Annotated in this window: 16 protein-coding genes; 4 read left to right on the forward strand and 12 right to left on the reverse strand. The window is 58.1% G+C overall.

Annotated elements, in window-relative coordinates:
• Positions 1-389: 389 nt before the first annotated feature.
• Positions 390-1,694: a tyrosine--tRNA ligase gene (gene tyrS / locus QSJ80_RS00005; RefSeq protein ID WP_285762209.1), complete on the reverse strand. Its 1,305-nt coding sequence runs from the start codon at positions 1,692-1,694 to the stop codon at positions 390-392.
• Positions 1,695-1,973: 279 nt separating this feature from the next.
• On the opposite strand from tyrS, the gene QSJ80_RS00010 reads away from it, so the two are divergent.
• Positions 1,974-3,380, forward strand: coding sequence for a peptidoglycan DD-metalloendopeptidase family protein (locus QSJ80_RS00010; protein ID WP_285762210.1), 1,407 nt, complete (start codon positions 1,974-1,976; stop codon positions 3,378-3,380).
• Positions 3,381-3,391: 11 nt separating this feature from the next.
• A complete protein-coding gene (locus tag QSJ80_RS00015; RefSeq protein WP_285762211.1) occupies positions 3,392-4,525 on the forward strand; it encodes an anhydro-N-acetylmuramic acid kinase in 1,134 nt (377 codons plus the stop codon).
• 37 nt (positions 4,526-4,562) lie between these two features.
• Here the strand turns inward: QSJ80_RS00015 and erpA are convergent, their stop codons facing one another.
• The 4 genes from erpA to argC form a co-directional block, all read right to left on the reverse strand.
• Positions 4,563-4,916: an iron-sulfur cluster insertion protein ErpA gene (gene erpA, locus QSJ80_RS00020; protein ID WP_285762212.1), complete on the reverse strand. Its 354-nt coding sequence runs from the start codon at positions 4,914-4,916 to the stop codon at positions 4,563-4,565.
• 143 nt (positions 4,917-5,059) lie between these two features.
• On the reverse strand, positions 5,060-5,488 hold the full coding sequence (locus tag QSJ80_RS00025; RefSeq protein WP_285762213.1) for a bactofilin family protein: 429 nt from the start codon (positions 5,486-5,488) through the stop codon (positions 5,060-5,062).
• A gap of 26 nt (positions 5,489-5,514) precedes the next feature.
• The gene (locus tag QSJ80_RS00030) at positions 5,515-6,261 is read right to left on the reverse strand and encodes a DUF6776 family protein (protein ID WP_285762214.1); all 747 of its coding nucleotides are present in this window, start codon (positions 6,259-6,261) and stop codon (positions 5,515-5,517) included.
• Between the two features lie 52 nt (positions 6,262-6,313).
• The gene (argC, locus tag QSJ80_RS00035; RefSeq protein ID WP_285762215.1) at positions 6,314-7,363 is read right to left on the reverse strand and encodes an N-acetyl-gamma-glutamyl-phosphate reductase; all 1,050 of its coding nucleotides are present in this window, start codon (positions 7,361-7,363) and stop codon (positions 6,314-6,316) included.
• 131 nt (positions 7,364-7,494) lie between these two features.
• On the opposite strand from argC, the gene QSJ80_RS00040 reads away from it, so the two are divergent.
• Positions 7,495-9,276: a chloride channel protein gene (locus tag QSJ80_RS00040; protein ID WP_285762216.1), complete on the forward strand. Its 1,782-nt coding sequence runs from the start codon at positions 7,495-7,497 to the stop codon at positions 9,274-9,276.
• A 48-nt stretch (positions 9,277-9,324) separates the two neighbouring features.
• Entirely contained in the window at positions 9,325-9,747 is a 423-nt protein-coding gene (hemJ, locus tag QSJ80_RS00045; RefSeq protein WP_285762217.1) for a protoporphyrinogen oxidase HemJ, read from the forward strand.
• Positions 9,748-9,769: 22 nt separating this feature from the next.
• Here hemJ and QSJ80_RS00050 read toward each other — a convergent pair whose 3' ends face one another.
• The 7 genes from QSJ80_RS00050 to QSJ80_RS00080 form a co-directional block, all read right to left on the reverse strand.
• A complete protein-coding gene (locus tag QSJ80_RS00050) occupies positions 9,770-10,243 on the reverse strand; it encodes a hypothetical protein (protein WP_285762218.1) in 474 nt (157 codons plus the stop codon).
• The gene (locus QSJ80_RS00055; RefSeq protein WP_285762219.1) at positions 10,240-11,970 is read right to left on the reverse strand and encodes a hypothetical protein; all 1,731 of its coding nucleotides are present in this window, start codon (positions 11,968-11,970) and stop codon (positions 10,240-10,242) included. The genes QSJ80_RS00050 and QSJ80_RS00055 overlap by 4 nt, the downstream gene beginning before the upstream one ends.
• 262 nt (positions 11,971-12,232) lie before the next feature.
• Entirely contained in the window at positions 12,233-12,448 is a 216-nt protein-coding gene (locus QSJ80_RS00060) for a Blp family class II bacteriocin (RefSeq protein WP_285762220.1), read from the reverse strand.
• Between the two features lie 571 nt (positions 12,449-13,019).
• Positions 13,020-13,235, reverse strand: coding sequence for a hypothetical protein (locus QSJ80_RS00065; RefSeq protein ID WP_285762221.1), 216 nt, complete (start codon positions 13,233-13,235; stop codon positions 13,020-13,022).
• A 48-nt stretch (positions 13,236-13,283) separates the two neighbouring features.
• Positions 13,284-13,412 (reverse strand): class IIb bacteriocin, lactobin A/cerein 7B family, encoded by a 129-nt coding sequence (locus QSJ80_RS00070; RefSeq protein ID WP_285762222.1) that lies wholly within the window; start codon positions 13,410-13,412, stop codon positions 13,284-13,286.
• 58 nt (positions 13,413-13,470) lie between these two features.
• Complete coding sequence (locus QSJ80_RS00075; protein WP_285762223.1) at positions 13,471-15,627, reverse strand: peptidase domain-containing ABC transporter; 2,157 nt, start codon at positions 15,625-15,627, stop codon at positions 13,471-13,473.
• The gene (locus tag QSJ80_RS00080; protein WP_285762224.1) at positions 15,624-16,868 is read right to left on the reverse strand and encodes an HlyD family secretion protein; all 1,245 of its coding nucleotides are present in this window, start codon (positions 16,866-16,868) and stop codon (positions 15,624-15,626) included. The genes QSJ80_RS00075 and QSJ80_RS00080 overlap by 4 nt, the downstream gene beginning before the upstream one ends.
• Between the last annotated feature and the right edge of the window lie 36 nt (positions 16,869-16,904).

Below are 16,904 nucleotides of genomic sequence, written 5' to 3' on the forward strand. Positions count from 1 at the left end.
TCCGTGGCCCAAACCCTCCGGAGAGGCGTCTCGAGCGAGGCGCGCATTATACAGCGAAGCCTCCGTCTGGCAAGCTCTTTTTCCGTTTTGATTTTGCGAAAACTTCAGCAAAATCAACAACTTGGAAGAGCCTCCCAAGCCACCCTGCGGTGACCGTGGGCGCGCATACTACAGCGCTGACCCAGCTTTGCAAGCACTTTCTGGAAGTTTCTTTCGAAGCCACAAAACCGCGGTTTCCAACCCCAGACTCCCTGCCTGCCGGCGACCAACAACCCATCGAGCCTGGCGCCTTTCTCGCTGCCCGTCCGTGACAGCGGCGCGCACTATACGCAGCTGACCGGAACAAGGCAAGCGGTTTTGTAAAATTTTTTCAGAGCCGGCACTCGGGCTCAACCGGCAACAAACAGCTGGTACTTTTTCTTGCCGAGACGCACAACGAAGTAACGCCCGAACAGTGCGCGCTCCGCGGTAAAAGCGGAGGCCGGATCTGCATTCGCATCCATACCAATGGCATCGCCGTTGACCAGCACCGCATTGCGACCCAGCGCGTCCTTGACCTGCTTGCCCGATGCAGCCATACCGGCATCCACCAGTACATTGATCAGGCTCTGCTCACCGAAGTTTTCCGGCAGATCTGTGCTCGGCAGACCATCGAGGCGCAGTTGCTCCAGGTCACTTTCGGAAAGTTGCTCGATACCGCCGGAGAACAGCGCTTCAGTAATGCGCTCTGCCGCAGCCAAGCCCTCATCACCATGCACCAGGCGAGTGACCTCGCGGGCCAGCACACCCTGGGCCTGCGGGCGCCCCTGGCGCTCGGCATCCTCTTTCTCCAGCCCTTCGATCTGCTCAACGCTCAGGAAAGTGAAGTACTTCAGGAACTTGTATACATCGGCATCCGCGGTGTTCAGCCAGAACTGGTAGAACGCGTACGGGGACGTCTTGGCCGGATCCAGCCAGATGGTGCCGGCCTCGGTCTTGCCGAACTTGGTACCGTCCGCCTTGGTCACCAGTGGCAACGTCAGGCCGAAAACCTTGCCGCGGTGCTGGCGACGGGTCAGCTCGACACCGCCGGTGATATTGCCCCACTGGTCAGAGCCGCCAATCTGCAAGGTACAGTTATCGCGCTTGTGCAGCTCGGCGAAATCCATGGACTGCATCAGCAGATAGGTAAACTCGGTAAAGGAGATGCCCTCGCCTTCCCGGTCGAGGCGCTGCTTGACTGACTCTTTGTGAATCATATTGTTCACGGCGAAGTGCTTGCCGATATCCCGCAGGAAATCGAGCACATTCATTTCGGCGGTCCAGTCCAGGTTATTGACCACGGAGGCGGCGTTTTCTCCGCACTCGAAGTCGATGAACTGGCTTACCTGGCGCCTGATTTTGTCAACCCAGCCGGAAACGACCTCCGGTGTATTGAGCTGGCGCTCCTGCGCCTTGAAGGAAGGGTCGCCAATAAGGCCGGTTGCGCCGCCAACCAGGGCAATCGGCTTGTGGCCTGCCGCCTGAAACCTCTTCAGCGTCAACAGAGGGACTAAACTGCCGATATGCAGGGAATCCGCGGTCGGGTCGAACCCGCAGTAGAGGGTTCTGCCTTCTTCTGACAGGTGCGCAACGAGCTCATCATCGCCTGTCATCTGATTGATCAAACCGCGGCTTTGCAGGTCTTGCAGCAGTGTCGCGTCGACTGTCGCCATTACTTTCCCCTGTTGGCGCAGACGTTCGCGCGCCGTGAAACTTTTGGCAGTTATGACTGCCCAACAAAACGGGCTGCAACCTTACCGAATCCGGCGGCAAATACAAGCCGGGACGCCCGGGGGGCGTCGGGCTGCGCTGGCTCGCCAACAACCGGGACCAGCCGGCCTGTAAAAATAAGCACCAGCATCCTGTTGCAAGCCCGTGCCAGCAGCAGCATTTTTTGATATAAAGCCGCCCCTGTGCTCGTTTTTTAATCACGGCGCAGAAGGTGTAAAAGAGTGACCAATAAGACGATGCAGGCCAACAAGCTTTCTCCAAAAAAATTCCTGGCTCCGGTAGGGCAACTGGGCAAAGCCCTGGGCCGCCATTTCCCGCGTACCCATCTGATCGCTGCCGGCGTTGCTGCGCTGGCACTGGTCGGTATTGGCGCCATGTCCGGAGACAAGAGTGAGCCGCGTCGTCATGCGCTCCCGATCAAGCTGGCGCAGGCCCCGGCAGTCGCGGGTGACGAGATCACCAATGCGGCAGAGGCAGAGGCCACCCCCATCGACGCACCGCCAGCCACAGAGTTGCGTAGCGTCGAGCAGACCGTGCGCAGCGGGGACACCCTGTCGACCCTGTTCGATCGTGCCGGCCAGCCCATCGAGACCATGTACCAGGTTCTGGGCAGCAGTAAGGAAGCCAAGAAACTGGCGCGCCTGAATATCGGTGAGACCCTGGTTTTCCATGTCGATCAGGAAGACAGGTTGCAGAAGCTCGTGCGCCAGCACAACCGCCTGGAGAGCACCGAGTTCAACCGCAAGGGCGATGACACTTTCGAGATGTCCAGACACCAGCTGGACCCTGACAGCCAGCTCGCCTATCGCGAAGCGGTTATCGAGAACTCCCTGTTTGTCAGTGGCATTGAAGCGGGCCTGACCAACGGCATGCTGATGGAAATCGCGGACATCTTCGGCTCAGATATCGACTTCGCGCTCGATATCCGTAAGGGCGACCGTTTTACCGTGCTTTTCGAGGAGAATTTCCTCGACGGTGAGAAGATCGGCAACGGCCCCATCATGGCGGTGAGCTTTACCAACCGCGGTGAAACCTTCGAGGCGGTCCGCTATACCGACACGGCCGGCGACAGCAATTACTACACCCCGGAAGGCAAGAGCATGCGCAAGGCGTTTATCCGCACACCGCTGGATATTGGCCGCATCAGCTCCCACTTCAACCCGCGCCGCCTGCACCCGGTATTCAAGACCGTGCGCCCGCACCGCGGCACCGACTATGCTGCGCCGCGCGGTACCCCCATTTACGCCACCGGCGACGGCCGCGTGCTCAAGGCGGGTTACAGCAAGGCCAACGGCAACTATGTTTTCCTGCAGCACGGCGAACGCTACGTGACCCGTTACCTGCACCTGACCAAGCGCAAGGTCAAGACCGGCCAGCGCGTCAAGCAGCGCCAGGTGATTGGCACCGTCGGCTCCACAGGCTACGCCACAGGCCCGCACCTGCACTACGAATTCCTGGTAGACGGCGTACACCGCAACCCGGCAACCATCGTGCGCAAGCTGCCCAAGGCCAAGTCCATTTCCAGCAAGGAGATGGACCGCTTCAAGGCCCACGTGGCGCCTGCGCTGGCGCAGCTCGCAAGGTATAGTGGCGAAACACTGCTCGCGCAAAACGAACCCACAGAATAAGAAACAAAAAAATGCCCCAACCAGATGCCGGCTTCTATGTCGGCCTGATGTCCGGCACGAGCGTCGACAGCATCGACGCCGTGCTGGTGCGGTTTGACCCGTCAAACGACGGCAACCCTGAAATCATTGCCGCAGAGGGCTACCCGATCGAGGACGCCATGCGCAAGGCAATCCTCGCACTGTGCTCCCCCGGCCCGGCCGAACTGGACCGAAGCGGCCAACTGGACCGGACCCTCGGCGAAGTTTTCGCTTCAGCTGTTACCCGGCTACTGGAAAGCAGCGGTGTCAAAGCCTCGCAGGTCACCGCAATCGGCAGCCACGGACAGACCGTGCGCCACCGCCCGCCGGGTACCATCGCCACGCCGTTCTCCCTGCAGATCGGCGACCCCAATACCATCGCCGCCATGACCGGCATCACTACCGTTGCCGACTTCCGTCGCCGTGACATGGCCCTCGGAGGACAGGGCGCGCCGCTGGTGCCAGCCTTCCACCAGGCGGTATTTGCCGCCGCCGAGGATCGCGCCGTGGTCAATGTGGGCGGCATGGCAAACATTACCGAACTCTCCGCGGATGGCTCGGTGCGCGGCTACGACACCGGCCCCGGCAATGTCATGCTGGACTACTGGATCGGCCTGCAACAGGGGCTCTCCTATGACGCCGACGGGGCCTGGGGTGCCAGTGGGCGAGTGCACCCGGAACTGATGGAAAGGCTGATGGCCGACCCTTATTTTTCCGCGCCGCCACCCAAGAGCACCGGTCGCGAGGCTTTCAACCCCGCCTGGCTGGAGACCGGTATGTCCGGGCTCTCCGTCGCAGCGGCGGATGTGCAGGCCACCCTGTGCGAGGTGACGGCCACCAGTATTGCGCAGGCCGTGCAGGCGTTTTCCCCGGGCGGGGAAGTGCTGATCTGCGGCGGCGGCGCGCACAATGCCGATCTGCTCAAGCGCCTGCGCAGGCGCCTGCCTACCTGGTCGGTATCAACCACGGATCAATACGGCATTGCTGCAGACTGGGTCGAGGCCGTGGCCTTTGCCTGGCTGGCCAAACAGACTCTGGCCGGGCTTGCCGGCAATTGCCCGGGTGTTACCGGGGCGAGCGAGGAAACAGTTCTGGGCGGGATATTCCCGGCGGGTCGCGCACGCTAACCGGCACGACCACCCCGGGCAATCAGATCAGATCGAATCAGATCGAAAAAGACGAGCCGCAACCACAGGTGGAGGTTGCATTGGGGTTCTGTACCACGAAGCGCGAGCCGGACAGGCCCTGTTCGTAATCGATATTGGCGCCCACCAGGTACGGGTAGCTCATCGCGTCGACCACCACCTGGATGCCTTCGACTTCGGTCACTGCGTCATCTTCAGCGACCAGCTCATCGAACGTAAAGCCGTAGGAAAAGCCGGAGCAGCCACCGCCGGTCACGAACACCCGCAATTTCAGGTCGAAGTTACCCTCTTCCTCCAGCAGGCTTTTCACCTTGGCCACGGCGCTTTCCGTCACCTGAACCGGTGCGGGGGTAAATGAAACGACTTCCGACATGGACTCAACCTTTCAGGACATCAGGTCAATGACAGGGGCACCCGCACAGCAGGTGCCGATTACCGGTGAATTATCGGTTTAACCAAGCAAAACAGTCAAGTATTCAACTGACTGATGGTCCCCAGACCGGTATCGAGGGCCGCTTATTCAGCGACAGCCTCGGCTTCCAGCGGATCGACGCCCAGCAGGCGCTGCTCACCGGATTCTACGTTAGATACCAGTGCACCATTCACCTGCGCGCCCTTGACCATCTCGATCAGCTTATAATGCACGTTGCCTTCGACTGCCGCCTTACCAGCCAGTTCCAGGTGACGCGCGGCGTGTACATCGCCCTTGACGCTGCCATTGATCACCACGTGCGGCACGCGGATTTCACCTTCCACCGTACCACCATCAATCACCTGCACACGTGCATCGCTGTCGCTCTCGGCAGTGATATTGCCGTGTACCCGACCCTCGATTACCAGGTTGCCGCGGAAGTGCATATTGCCTTTCACTTCCGTATGGCGTGCGATCAGGGTGGTGGAGTTTCCGCTGTTCACCGGCATGTCTTTATCCTTTCTTCCCAACATTTTTATTTACCTCGTACTTTTATTCATCAGCTTTCCTGGACCAGCCAGGCGTAGCGCTTGTCCACATTGGCGCCGCTGCGCCCACCGGAACGCAGCGACAACTCGATTCGTTCCGGGGTAAACCCTTCAGGTAACTGGAGTTCACCCTCGATATTCTGGAAATACTTGAAGCGCAGCCCAATACGCTCGGCCTCGACATCACTGGACAGCACGTGCAGCGGGTAACTGGCTTCCGCACCATTTTCGCTGCCCACCACCTTCATCGACACGTAGCCGGTCACAATCTGGTGATTTGCCGCCAGTTGCTGCACCACCAGCTTGTACTGGTAGCGGCGCTCTGCCGCTGTGGGGGAGATGGTGAGGTCACCGACAGAAACACCCTGCTCCGCTGCCGCTGGGGCCATCAACCCGCGGTAGAAGGCAATTTCCTCGCGCAGCTCGGCAATGCGGCTCTGCTCCAGCACCAGCTCGGCACGGACCTGTTCGCTGGCCTTCTGCTCGATCAGGGCGGACTGCTCTGCGGAGGCAAGCTCCACCCGCAGGCGCTCATTTTCCGTAGAAGCATTGAGAAACTGGCTGCGCAGCTGGTTCAGCTGGCGCGCCTGTTCTTCAGAACGGTTGCGCTCCTGATACTGGCCAGCATAGTAGGCCGACCAGGTGGCAACCAGCAGAAGCCCGGCGATTCCCGCCACCGACATCAACCCGAACACCGGGCGATGCGGGACCACTTTCATCCGGTACTGCTTGCTGCCTTTAACTTTCTTTCGGGCCATTTTGTCTGACTGCTCATTTTTATATTGGCCAATCGGCTCCGGCGCAGCGGAATCAGGGAGAAAGCGGCAACGCCTCCAGCCCTGCCTGCTCCGGCAAGCCGAACATGATATTCATATTTTGCACTGCTTGGCCAGAAGCGCCCTTGGCCAGGTTGTCGATGACTGACAGGACAACCACAGTATCCCGGCCCTGTGGGCGTAAAACCGCCAGCCGGCAGAGGTTGGAACCCCGAACCGAACGGGTTTGCGGATGGCTGCCGGCGGGCATCACATCCACGAATGGCTCGTCCCGGTAGCGCGCCTCGAACAGCGCCTGCAGGTCCTCGCCCGTAGTATTCAGCGGCGCGTACAAGGTGGCGTGGATACCGCGGATCATCGGCAGCAGGTGTGGCACGAACGTCAGCTGCGCCGGTGCCGCTCCGTCCGCCTGTACATCGCGCAGTCCCTGCTCGATTTCCGGTAAATGCCGGTGCCCGGACGCGGCATAGGCCTTGAAGCTGTCGCTCGCCTCCGACAAGAGGGCGTCCACAGATGCCTGGCGCCCGGCACCACTGGTACCGGAAGCGGCATTGGCCACCAGACGGGTGGGGTCGACAAGCCCCGCCTCCAGTAATGGAATGAAACCCAGCTGGGTCGCGGTAGGGTAGCAGCCCGGGCAGGCAACCAGCTGCGCGCCCCGGATCTGCGCGCGGTTGACCTCAGGCAGACCATACACCGCCTGTGCCACCGCTTCCGGGCAACCGTGTGGCTGCCGGTACCAGTGCTCCCAGGTATCCACATCACGGATACGGAAGTCTGCGGACAGGTCAATTACCCGCACACCCCGTGCCAGCAGTGCCGGTACCTGCGCCTGCGCGACACCATGGGGCGTGGCAAAAAACACCACGTCGCAATCGGAGAGGCGATCGACGTCCGGGGCCGAAAATGTCAGCGCGGTGCTGCCTCGCAGGCTCGGAAACCAGTCCGCCACGGCAACGCCTTCCTGGGCGCGCGACGTCACTTGGGCAACTTCTACCTGCGGGTGGCGCAACAGGAAACGCAGTAATTCCACTCCTGTGTACCCTGTTCCCCCGACGATTGCGGCCCTGATTTTGCTATCCATGGTGCTTCCTACTCATTGCTGCCGGCCGTAATTCAAGCGCCCGGGAACCGGCTTTCCCCCTTCGCGACGATGAGTCCTTATAATAGAGCTGGGGACACCAGTCAAAAATGCGCCAGCGACGGGATTTCGGATTGAGCGACAGCAACAGGGACGACAAAAGCACGGAAAGCCGGCAGAGCCAGCTCGAGAGCAGGCTCGACGACATGCGCTTCCGGCTTGCGCACCTCGATGCACTGCCACAGTTGATGCTACTCAGCCTGCTGGTGGGCGTGATTGCCGGCGCCGTCATCGTGCTATTCCGGTGGGCCAGTGAGTATCCACTGCTGCACTGGACCACAGCGGCCGGCGACTTCGAGAATATGCCACCGTGGCTGCGCTTCACCCTGCCCATTGCCGGCGCCCTGTTGTTGGGCCTGCTTTTCCACCTGTTCTCCCGCGCAACCTGCCGCGTCGGCGTCGTGCATGTACTGGATCGCCTGAACAACCAGCAGGGCTACCTGCCCTCCCGCAACCTGCTGATGCAGTTCTTCGCCGGCAGTATCGCGCTGCTCAGCGGCCACTCCGTTGGCCGCGAGGGCCCGTCGGTACACCTGGGCGCGGCCAGCGGCAGCTGGCTGGCGCAACGGCTGAAGCTACCCAATAACGCTGTGCGCACCCTCGTCGGCAGTGGTGTCGCGGCAGCTATCGCCGCCTCCTTCAATACCCCGCTGGCGGGCGTGGTATTCGCCATGGAAGTGATACTGCTCGAGTACCGGGTGGCGAGCTTCCTGCCCGTCATCCTCGCGGCGGTGTTCGGATCCGCGGCCGGGCAACTGGCGTTCGGCAGCCAGCCTCTGTTCGCGGTGCCGCCGATCGAGCTGGCCTCCCTCGCGGAACTGCCGCTGGTGTTCCTTTCCGCAATTGTGCTCGGCGCAATGGCCGCACTGTTTATCCGCTGGAACCGCCGCCTGGTCGGCGAGCAATCGCGGCCCGCCATACTGCGCTTCCTCGTGGTCGGTATCGCCACCGGGGCCATTGGGCTGTGGGTACCGGAAGTGCTGGGGACCGGCTACGACACCATCGAGCAGGTCATGCTTGGCAAACTGGCGCTGCAGGCGCTGATTGTGATCTTTGCGGCCAAATTTATTGCCAGCTGCCTCGCCACCGGCCTGGGTATTCCCGGCGGTGTCATTGGCCCGAGCCTGGTACTCGGTGCCTGCCTCGGCGGCATTGCCGGGCACCTGGCAGAATGGGTTGCCCCGGCGCAGACCGCAGGGGCAGGCTTCCACGCCATGCTGGGCGTGGCGGGCATGATGGCAGCCGTGCTCAATGCACCACTGGCCGCGCTACTGGCACTACTGGAACTGACCTACAACCCCAAGGTGCTGTTCCCTGCCATGATGATGATCGCGGTTTCCTCACTGGTGGCCCGGCACTTCTTCCAGACCCAGGGCATATTCCAGGAAATCCTGAAAGCCCAGGGTCGCGCGGGCACGCCCAGCTGGCGCCAGCAGATCCTGAGCCGCATCGGCGTCTTCAGTGCAATGGACCGCTCGCTGGTGGTCTGTGCGCGCAAGCTTTCATTCACCGAAGTAGAAGCAGTGATCGCGGCGCACCCCGGCTGGATCGTGATTCCGAATGAGGACAGCCAGCTGGTGAAACTGCTGCGCGCGGCCGATCTGGCGAACTTCATTGCGGCCCACCCGGAATTTGCCGAGCCGGAAGCACCGCCCGTGGACCTGCTGGAAATCCCCGCAGAGCGGCGCCAGCTCACGCCGGTACCCTTGAGGGCGACATTAATGGAGGCGCAACTGGCACTGGAGGCGCAGGCCGCAGACGGTGTCTATGTGGAACGGCGCCGCGCCCGGGACTTGGAGCGCCGTGTTGCAGGGATTATCCTGCCGGACCAGATTGATAGCTATTACAAGCGCTGACGCCAATCTGCGCGAAACATCAGACAGAACAAACAACAGGAACAACCGATGCTCTGGGTCAAGGCCTTCCATATCATTGCCATGGTCGCGTGGTTTGCAGCGCTTTTCTATCTGCCGCGCCTTTTCATCTACCACTGCGACGCCACCGATGCCACCAGCCGCGACCGTTTCAAGATTATGGAACGACGCCTGTACCGCGCCATCGCCAACCCGGCCATGATGGCTACGATCCTGTTTGGCATCTGGGCGGCCAGCTACAACTGGGAGTACTACAAGAGCGCGGGCTGGTTCCACGTGAAGATGGCGCTCGTGGTGCTGCTGCTGATATTCCACATGATGTGCAAGAAGTACATGCGTGACTTCGCCGAGGACAACAACCAGAAGAGCCAGCGCTACTTCCGCTTCTTCAACGAGTTCCCGACGCTGATTCTGATTGCTGCGGTGATTCTGGTGGTGGTGAGGCCGTTCTAGCGGCCCCCACAACTTTCTCCTTTCATTGGCATTCGGTTGATTCCTTTTGCAACCGGCCTGGTGCCAGGCTGTGATATATCGCTTTTCTGCGTATCTTTACCCGAAGCCCCCTGCTCCTGCAGAACGCGATCACCCTGTATTTTTTCATGGCAGCGAAAAGCTGCCTTTTCAAGAAGAGGTCCATCCGACCAGGCAACAACCCGTCCAGCACCAATGCGCTAGCGCCCTCATACCATTCAAAAGGATATTGCGGATACACCCCGAAATCGCGCAACCTGAGCAGTGATTCCCGATTCACCATCGCCCACACCAGATAGCCGACCGGGCGCCCGAGACTGTCCCTGATGACCAGGCTGCACCCTAACTGAACCGACAATTTGATCCTGTTCAGCAACCCGGCCCCGGTGTTTAAACCACTCACCGACCTCAACTCCATTATGGTAAAGAACTCAGACAGCCAGGATTGCGGGTCGGTGCAACCAGCAAGCCTGGTCATTGGCCAGCCTCCAGCGCGACGGGCACCGCATGAGGCAATCCCAGATCGGGGGAAGCCTGCTCCAATAATGCCAGGAGTTTCAGCATCCGCATTAGCGCCGGCCGAAAATCCGCCCCATAGGCCCGGAACCCGGCACTCGTCAGGCGCCGGCAATGATGCGCGAGTTCTTCGGCCGTCCCAGCCTCCATTCGGAGCCCGGTATCGTCCTCCATGACATACCGAGATTCAGCAACCTTGTAATACGCTGCGAAGCCGGAGAGCTTCAATAAGCAGTAAGTATCGGGTTCATCGCAATGCCCGAAGACGAAACGGGCAACCGTCTCATAATGGCAGATGATGGAGGGCGCCTGTTCATCACTGTACGCATCAACAACACCCTCGACTTCCTTTTTGATCGCACCCAAACCGAAAACGAAGGAATAGCACAGCACTCTCATGGACTTGATTGCCCAGACCACTAGCTGCTGCTGAATCGACCAATGCCTGCATGACTGGTCAATAACGAAACCCACCAGAGCATGGAAAGCACGGATATCCGCATCGTCCAGTCTTGTCGGCACCGCGAGCGCTTTGAACTGTGCCTCAACATAGCTCACAAGCGGGTCCAGCGACGAGTCAAAGATTGGCCGGGATACTATGGGCTGCGTGTTCCCTTCGATCAGCTCCCTGACACGGCGAAGAATTGTCTCGGCAGAACTTCTCATACCATCATCGCTAAACGCGCTGACAGGTAGCCCGAATAGCGACGGCAGGTAGTGGACGAGGTATGCGTCGAACTGCTCGAAATAATAGCGAATCAACGGCTCGACGGAGAGGTTAACCCGATTATATTTTGCGTAAGTCGCAACACTCTGCTCTACAAACCTGGCCGGGCCCAATGCTTCCATCAGAAACGGGACCGTATCTTGCGTCGTCTGGTAATTGTGGCCCGCAGGTAGAAAGCTGGTGTTTGCCAGGTCCAGCCACCGGCCATCAAATGACAGGTTTGATGGCGACACCGCCCCATGGGCTACCCGGAAAAGCCTGGCCCATGCGAATTGACTGGCACAAGCAGATAGAAATTTTCCCAGAAATTTCACATATGCCTGATCACCTCCCAGATAATGGCTCAATGTTCGGTTTACCATCCGCACACGCACCACGTCGTTCTTTACCTTTATCCTGTTGCGCTTGAGCGGCTTTGCGAAAGGCGAACGAAAGAGGTGGGCGGGCCTGAGACATATATCCCGGACAATCAGGGCCCGAATATCTGTAGCCTCTGATCGTGGGTCCTCATGCCTGCTCCTGCCGATATTGATCACCGCCCGGCATTTCACAACACCCACCGGCAAGGCAAGGTCAAGCACCCGGGAATAGATAGCCTCACGAAGCGCCATATGCATCGTGAATATCCCGCTGGAATGCGCAAAATTATCGTGATCACCAAGTAGGTGATTTGCACCGATTCCCTTGATCTGAAAGTCACCAAGATTGCCACAGCGCACACCACCGCAGTTCTCACCAATGCCCTCCCCGCCGTATTGCTCGGCCAGCAGCTCAATCGGCTGACTCAGGTCAACTGTGATATCGGGAAAACAATTCGGCTCATAGTGGACCACTCCGAATTTTGATACATACGCGCTTGCATCCCTTCCGGTCAGCCCTGCCTCGGTCCACGCGGCGACAGCTGCTTTCACGCGATGACAGGTTACCGGGGAGAGGTTTTCATCGAAAACTAATCTTTCCATAGCAAACATCAAGAATAATGAGGAAAATTTCCTTATCTTCCTCAGAAAAGAAAGCCCCAGCGCCAACCTTAGTCGAAGCCGGGGAAATTATTTAAGTAGCTATATCTTCCCTTTTACCAGCGCGTATACAGAAGCCCCTGTGTATGTCAAAAGTACGATTACCTTGACTGAATCTGGAGAATCGAAAGCTGCGGCAAAAGAGCACGCTGCGCCGAGCAGTAGAAAAATGTAGGTATATTTATCCATATATTCTGACAAACTCTTACGCGAAATAGCTGTACACGCCGCCCAGAGTTCCGACACCCAATCCGATCAAACCACCGACCAAAACTCCCGGCGGCCCGGCCACAGCACCCCCAACAGAGGCGCCCAAGCTAGCCACACCTCCGCCATAGCTCAGCGCGGAAGACCAGATTTCCTTTGTATCAACCTCACCACCTGTAACTTTGGACAAGTCATCTTCACTTAATTCTCTCACTTCATTTTCCTCAGTAGTAATAGACCGCAACACCCACCGCCGCACCTATCGCGGCACCGACGAAACCACCAACCATCCCCCATCGCGCACCCCTAAGCCCAGCAGCGGCCGCCCCCCAAGTTCCTGCGGCATTTCCAACTCCAGCACCAGTCACAGTTCCTTCCAACGCTGAGGACGCCGCATCTGCCCCGGCAACCTGCCGGATCTCGAGCTCGGTCAATTCCATTGGTCTCATAAAACAACTCCTTGTCTTGCTATTTAAATATCCGCACCTCATGTGCGAATTCTGTTGGCCACCGCAACGTCACCCCGCTGGCGGATTCGCGATGTGATGTCCCTGCAACCATCACTCGAAATCGCCAGCACTCGATCTGCGGAGAGGATTATCTCGGGCGATACGCCACTTCGCCGAATACAACAACCAGAAGAGCCTGTATTACTTCCGCTTCTTTAGCGGGCTCCCGACGCTGATTCTGATTGCTGTAGTGATCCCGGTGCTGGGCAGACCGTCTTAAGCCGCTGACTATATTTCTTAAGGGATAATCCCCCAGAAAACATGTCGCCTGCAGTTTCAGCGAATAAACGCAGAACTTTTCCCATGCAAAATCTTTGCGAGCCAAACAATATAGGAAACCACGCCGATAAATACCGGAGCAGCTGCATAGGGCGACAGGCTTTGCCAAAAAACATAAAAATTAAATTCATATGCATGCGCAAATGCGCCTATGCAAAAAAACAACAAATTTGACACCACGAGAAAAAACAACAGTTCCAATTTCTTTGTCATACACCCCCCGTCGTCGCGGCTGCTTTTCGGCAGCCGGACTTCCGTAGATTAGTCTTTGCTCATGTACGCCGCGTAAGCGATAAGCACCCCATTCAAAGCCAGATCTATGCCGATGACCGCGAGTGGTGCAAGACCACCATTAACTTGATCAATTTCAAAAGAATTTAACTCCTGCATAACATGTCCTTATTGGCAATTTGCTCCATTTTTGGAGATTCACACCCAACGTGCGAATTCAGGTAGCAACCGGGATACAGCCCTGCCGCCCAATTTCTTCCGTGACATCCCTGCAACCATCGCTCGAAATCGCCAACACCCGATCCGCGGAGAGGATTGTTTCTGGGCGATGCGCCACGACCACCCTGGTAATCCTTAACCTTCGGATTGCCGCATTGATTTTCGCCTCATTCTTTACGTCCAGATGGCTCGTAGCCTCATCCAGAAAAAGAATCCTCGGCCTGCGATACAGGGCCCGCGCCAGGAGGATTCGCTGCTTTTGTCCCCCGCTTAGACTCGATCCCATATCCCCAATCGGTGTGTTGTACCCCATCGGCAACGCGATAATTTCTTCATGAATGGCTGCCGCGGAGGCGCATCTGGCGATAAGTTCGAGATCATAGTCATCTGAAAAGAAGGCAATATTTTCAGCGAGACTTCCTGAAAAGAGCTCATCGTCCTGCATCACACACCCAATCCGGTTTCGGTAAGACGTACTGTCGCCTTTTCCCAAAGGGAGGCCATCAACAAGAATCTCACCCCTGGTGGGCTGATAGAGGCCCAGCATGAGCTTGAGCAGGGTAGTTTTCCCACTACCCGAAGCCCCCACGATGGCAACCGATTCACCGGGCTCTATGACCAGACTTATCCGGTCCAGAATTACCGGGCTGGATGCGCTGAATTGGTAACTGGCGTTCCGCACTTCGATCCGGCCTTTTGCGCCGTACATTGGACCCTGCAGGCCTGCCTGCTCGCCAACCAAAGGGTCCGGACGCTCCAGTGCAATGTCCGCAATGCGATCAAGGTGCAGGCCCAGCAAGCGAAATTGCAGCATTTTTTCCACCAGTCCTAGTGCACTGGTTTCAAATTGCTGCTTGAAACTGATGAATGCCATCAGCATCCCGACAGAAAAGCCGCCAGCCATAACAGCCTTTGCACCCAGCAGAATGATAAAAAGATGCTCAATTCCAAATACCAGCCCGTGAAAGGCCTTGTAGCCCAGATCCAGCAACCCAATACGTGTCCCGGCATTCAGGACATCTGCGTGCCGATTCAGCCACTGATGCTGTCGCCAACCCTCTGCACCGTGCAAACGCAATGTCGTAATGCCGCGTACCGTTTCAATAAAATGACTCTGCTCTTTCGCCGAGGCCAGAATCGCTGCTTCGTTCGCTTGTCGATAGGGCTGGTAAAAGCCAACGCGGAGCAAGCCATATGCCAGGGTCGCGACAACGACGATGACCGCCAACATAGGGCTATAAAAAAAGATGATGCAGAGTGTTAGAAGCGCCATCAACCCATCGACAACGGACTCGATCAGGCCGCCGGTGAAGAAGTCCCTCACGGCATTCAATGAGCCAAAGCGCGTGACCACGTCGCCAATGTGGCGGCGCACAAAGAAACTGACCGGCAACCTGACGAGGTGCGCAAACAAATTGCTGGCTACCTGCAGGTTAAACTTGGCATTGAAGTGCAGCAGTAAAAAGCTTCTCAGCGCTCTCGCGGCCACATCGATAACCAATACGATGGCAAAGCCGAAAAACAGGACCAGGAGTAAATCCATATCACCACTCAGAAGCACGTCGTCGACAGTCAACTGCAGGTAATAGGGCATACCCAGTGTGCAAACCTGCACAACCAGGGAAAGCGCAAGAATTTTTGCCAGGCTGGATTTTATCCCGGCGCTCCGGCTCCAGAGTTGGCGCAGGCGCAGTTTTTCGGTGGAATTCTGTGGCTTAAAGCCGGCCGTCGGGTTTAGTTCCAGTGCGATACCGGTGAAATGCCGGGAGACTTCTTCTATCGTCAGCTTGCGACGCCCGATAGCCGGGTCGTGAATGACCACTGCACCGCGGCTGGTTTTCTTCAGCACCACGAAATGGTTCATATTCCAGTGCAGTATGCAGGGCAACTGTAAGTTCCGGAGGTTTTTCAAATCCAGCTTGAGCGGACGCGGAGCAAGCTCCAGCTGGCGCGCAAGCGACATCAGCTGCTGCAGGTTCGCACCATGCACAGAGGCACCGAAACGCCGACGCAAAGGCCCGATACCCGTATTGCAGCCGTAGTAGCTTGCGATCATGGCGATACATGCCATACCACACTCGGTAGCCTCCGCCTGACATACAAGCGGCAGGGAACGCAAACCTGAAAAGCGTAGTCGCGCGAGTGCGCCAATCATTGCAGGCGCCCCCGTATACTGAACACCGGATCCAGCAGCCACTGAATTAGCGGCCGTTTTTCCAGAATAATGTCCGCCTCCAGCAACATGCCTGGCTTCAGCGGATAAATCTGGCCATAGGCGGTAATGGACTGCGCTGGGATTGCGGCACGCGCAATATAGGTCGGCCCAGTCCTGCCAGAAAAATGGCTATGTGATGGCACGCTTACAGATCGAGACACTTCCGTAAGCTTCCCGGTGACAACGCCAAATCTCTGATGGGGAAAGGCTGTATAGCGGAGTTGCACCTCCTGCCCGGGGAGAACCATGCCTGCCGCTTCACCCGGCACCAGGAGTTCCGCATGCAAAGTGGAATCTGACGGGATAATCTGCATCAATGGCTCCCCAACCGACACCCGGTCACCCAGCCTTGCTGCCAGGTTGCTGACGACACCACCTGTTTTCGTAATCATCAGCTGACTGTGACGGCTCAGCAGTCGGGTATTGGTCTCCTCCAGTTCGAGCATCAGGTGCTGCAGGCGATTTTTCTCCTGTTCGAGCTCCAGGGGGAGGCGTGCAAGTGCTGCACGCTGCGACTCGATTTGCTGGCGCTGTTTTTCTATAGACAAGTTGTTGGCGATCAGAGACTGGGTGTGGGCCAGCATTTCCTGGCGTGCAGTCTTCAGGGAACTGGCGGGCACTGCACCCCTGGCGACGAGCTGCCCCACTGCATCTATTTTTTCCTGCTCCAGCCGCTGCTGCTCCCGCAACACTTTTTCCTCATCTCTGAGGGAGGCCAGTTTGTCCTTCTCTATGGTTAACGCTGTTACCGTCCTGGTCTGGCGCTCCTCATGGAGCTTCACAGCCACGTCCAGCTGCTCTTGTAATAACGCCAGCTTTTTCTGGTTAGCGCCCAGCAGCGTCTGGAACGAGCTTCTGCCGGAAACGCCGTACTGCTCGGAAATAATCGAACCCAGCACATCCCCGGGAAAAACCCGCTGCCCCTCCCGAACACCAAGTTCGTCAACACGGCCACTGATTGTGGCGGACAGGCTTTCAAGCCCGGTACCAGTGCGCAGGTAACCGACAGCCTGGGCCCGCCTCGCGTAGTCGCCGTTCGCGAGAAAAACGATCGAAAGCCCGAGTACGCCAACAAGAACGGCAATCACAATATTTGCCGAAGGCGGTTGTGCAATCAGCACCTCGCCATCAATCCTGGATTCACTATTCTGGATCGCTTCCTTGCGAAATAAATCACCCACGCCAACGTCCGTTTGCTGCGTAATAAAAAGTGAATC

Origin of the sequence: Biformimicrobium ophioploci, from assembly GCF_030270605.1 — a bacterium.
GTDB classification, from domain to species: Bacteria; Pseudomonadota; Gammaproteobacteria; order Pseudomonadales; family Cellvibrionaceae; genus Biformimicrobium; species Biformimicrobium ophioploci.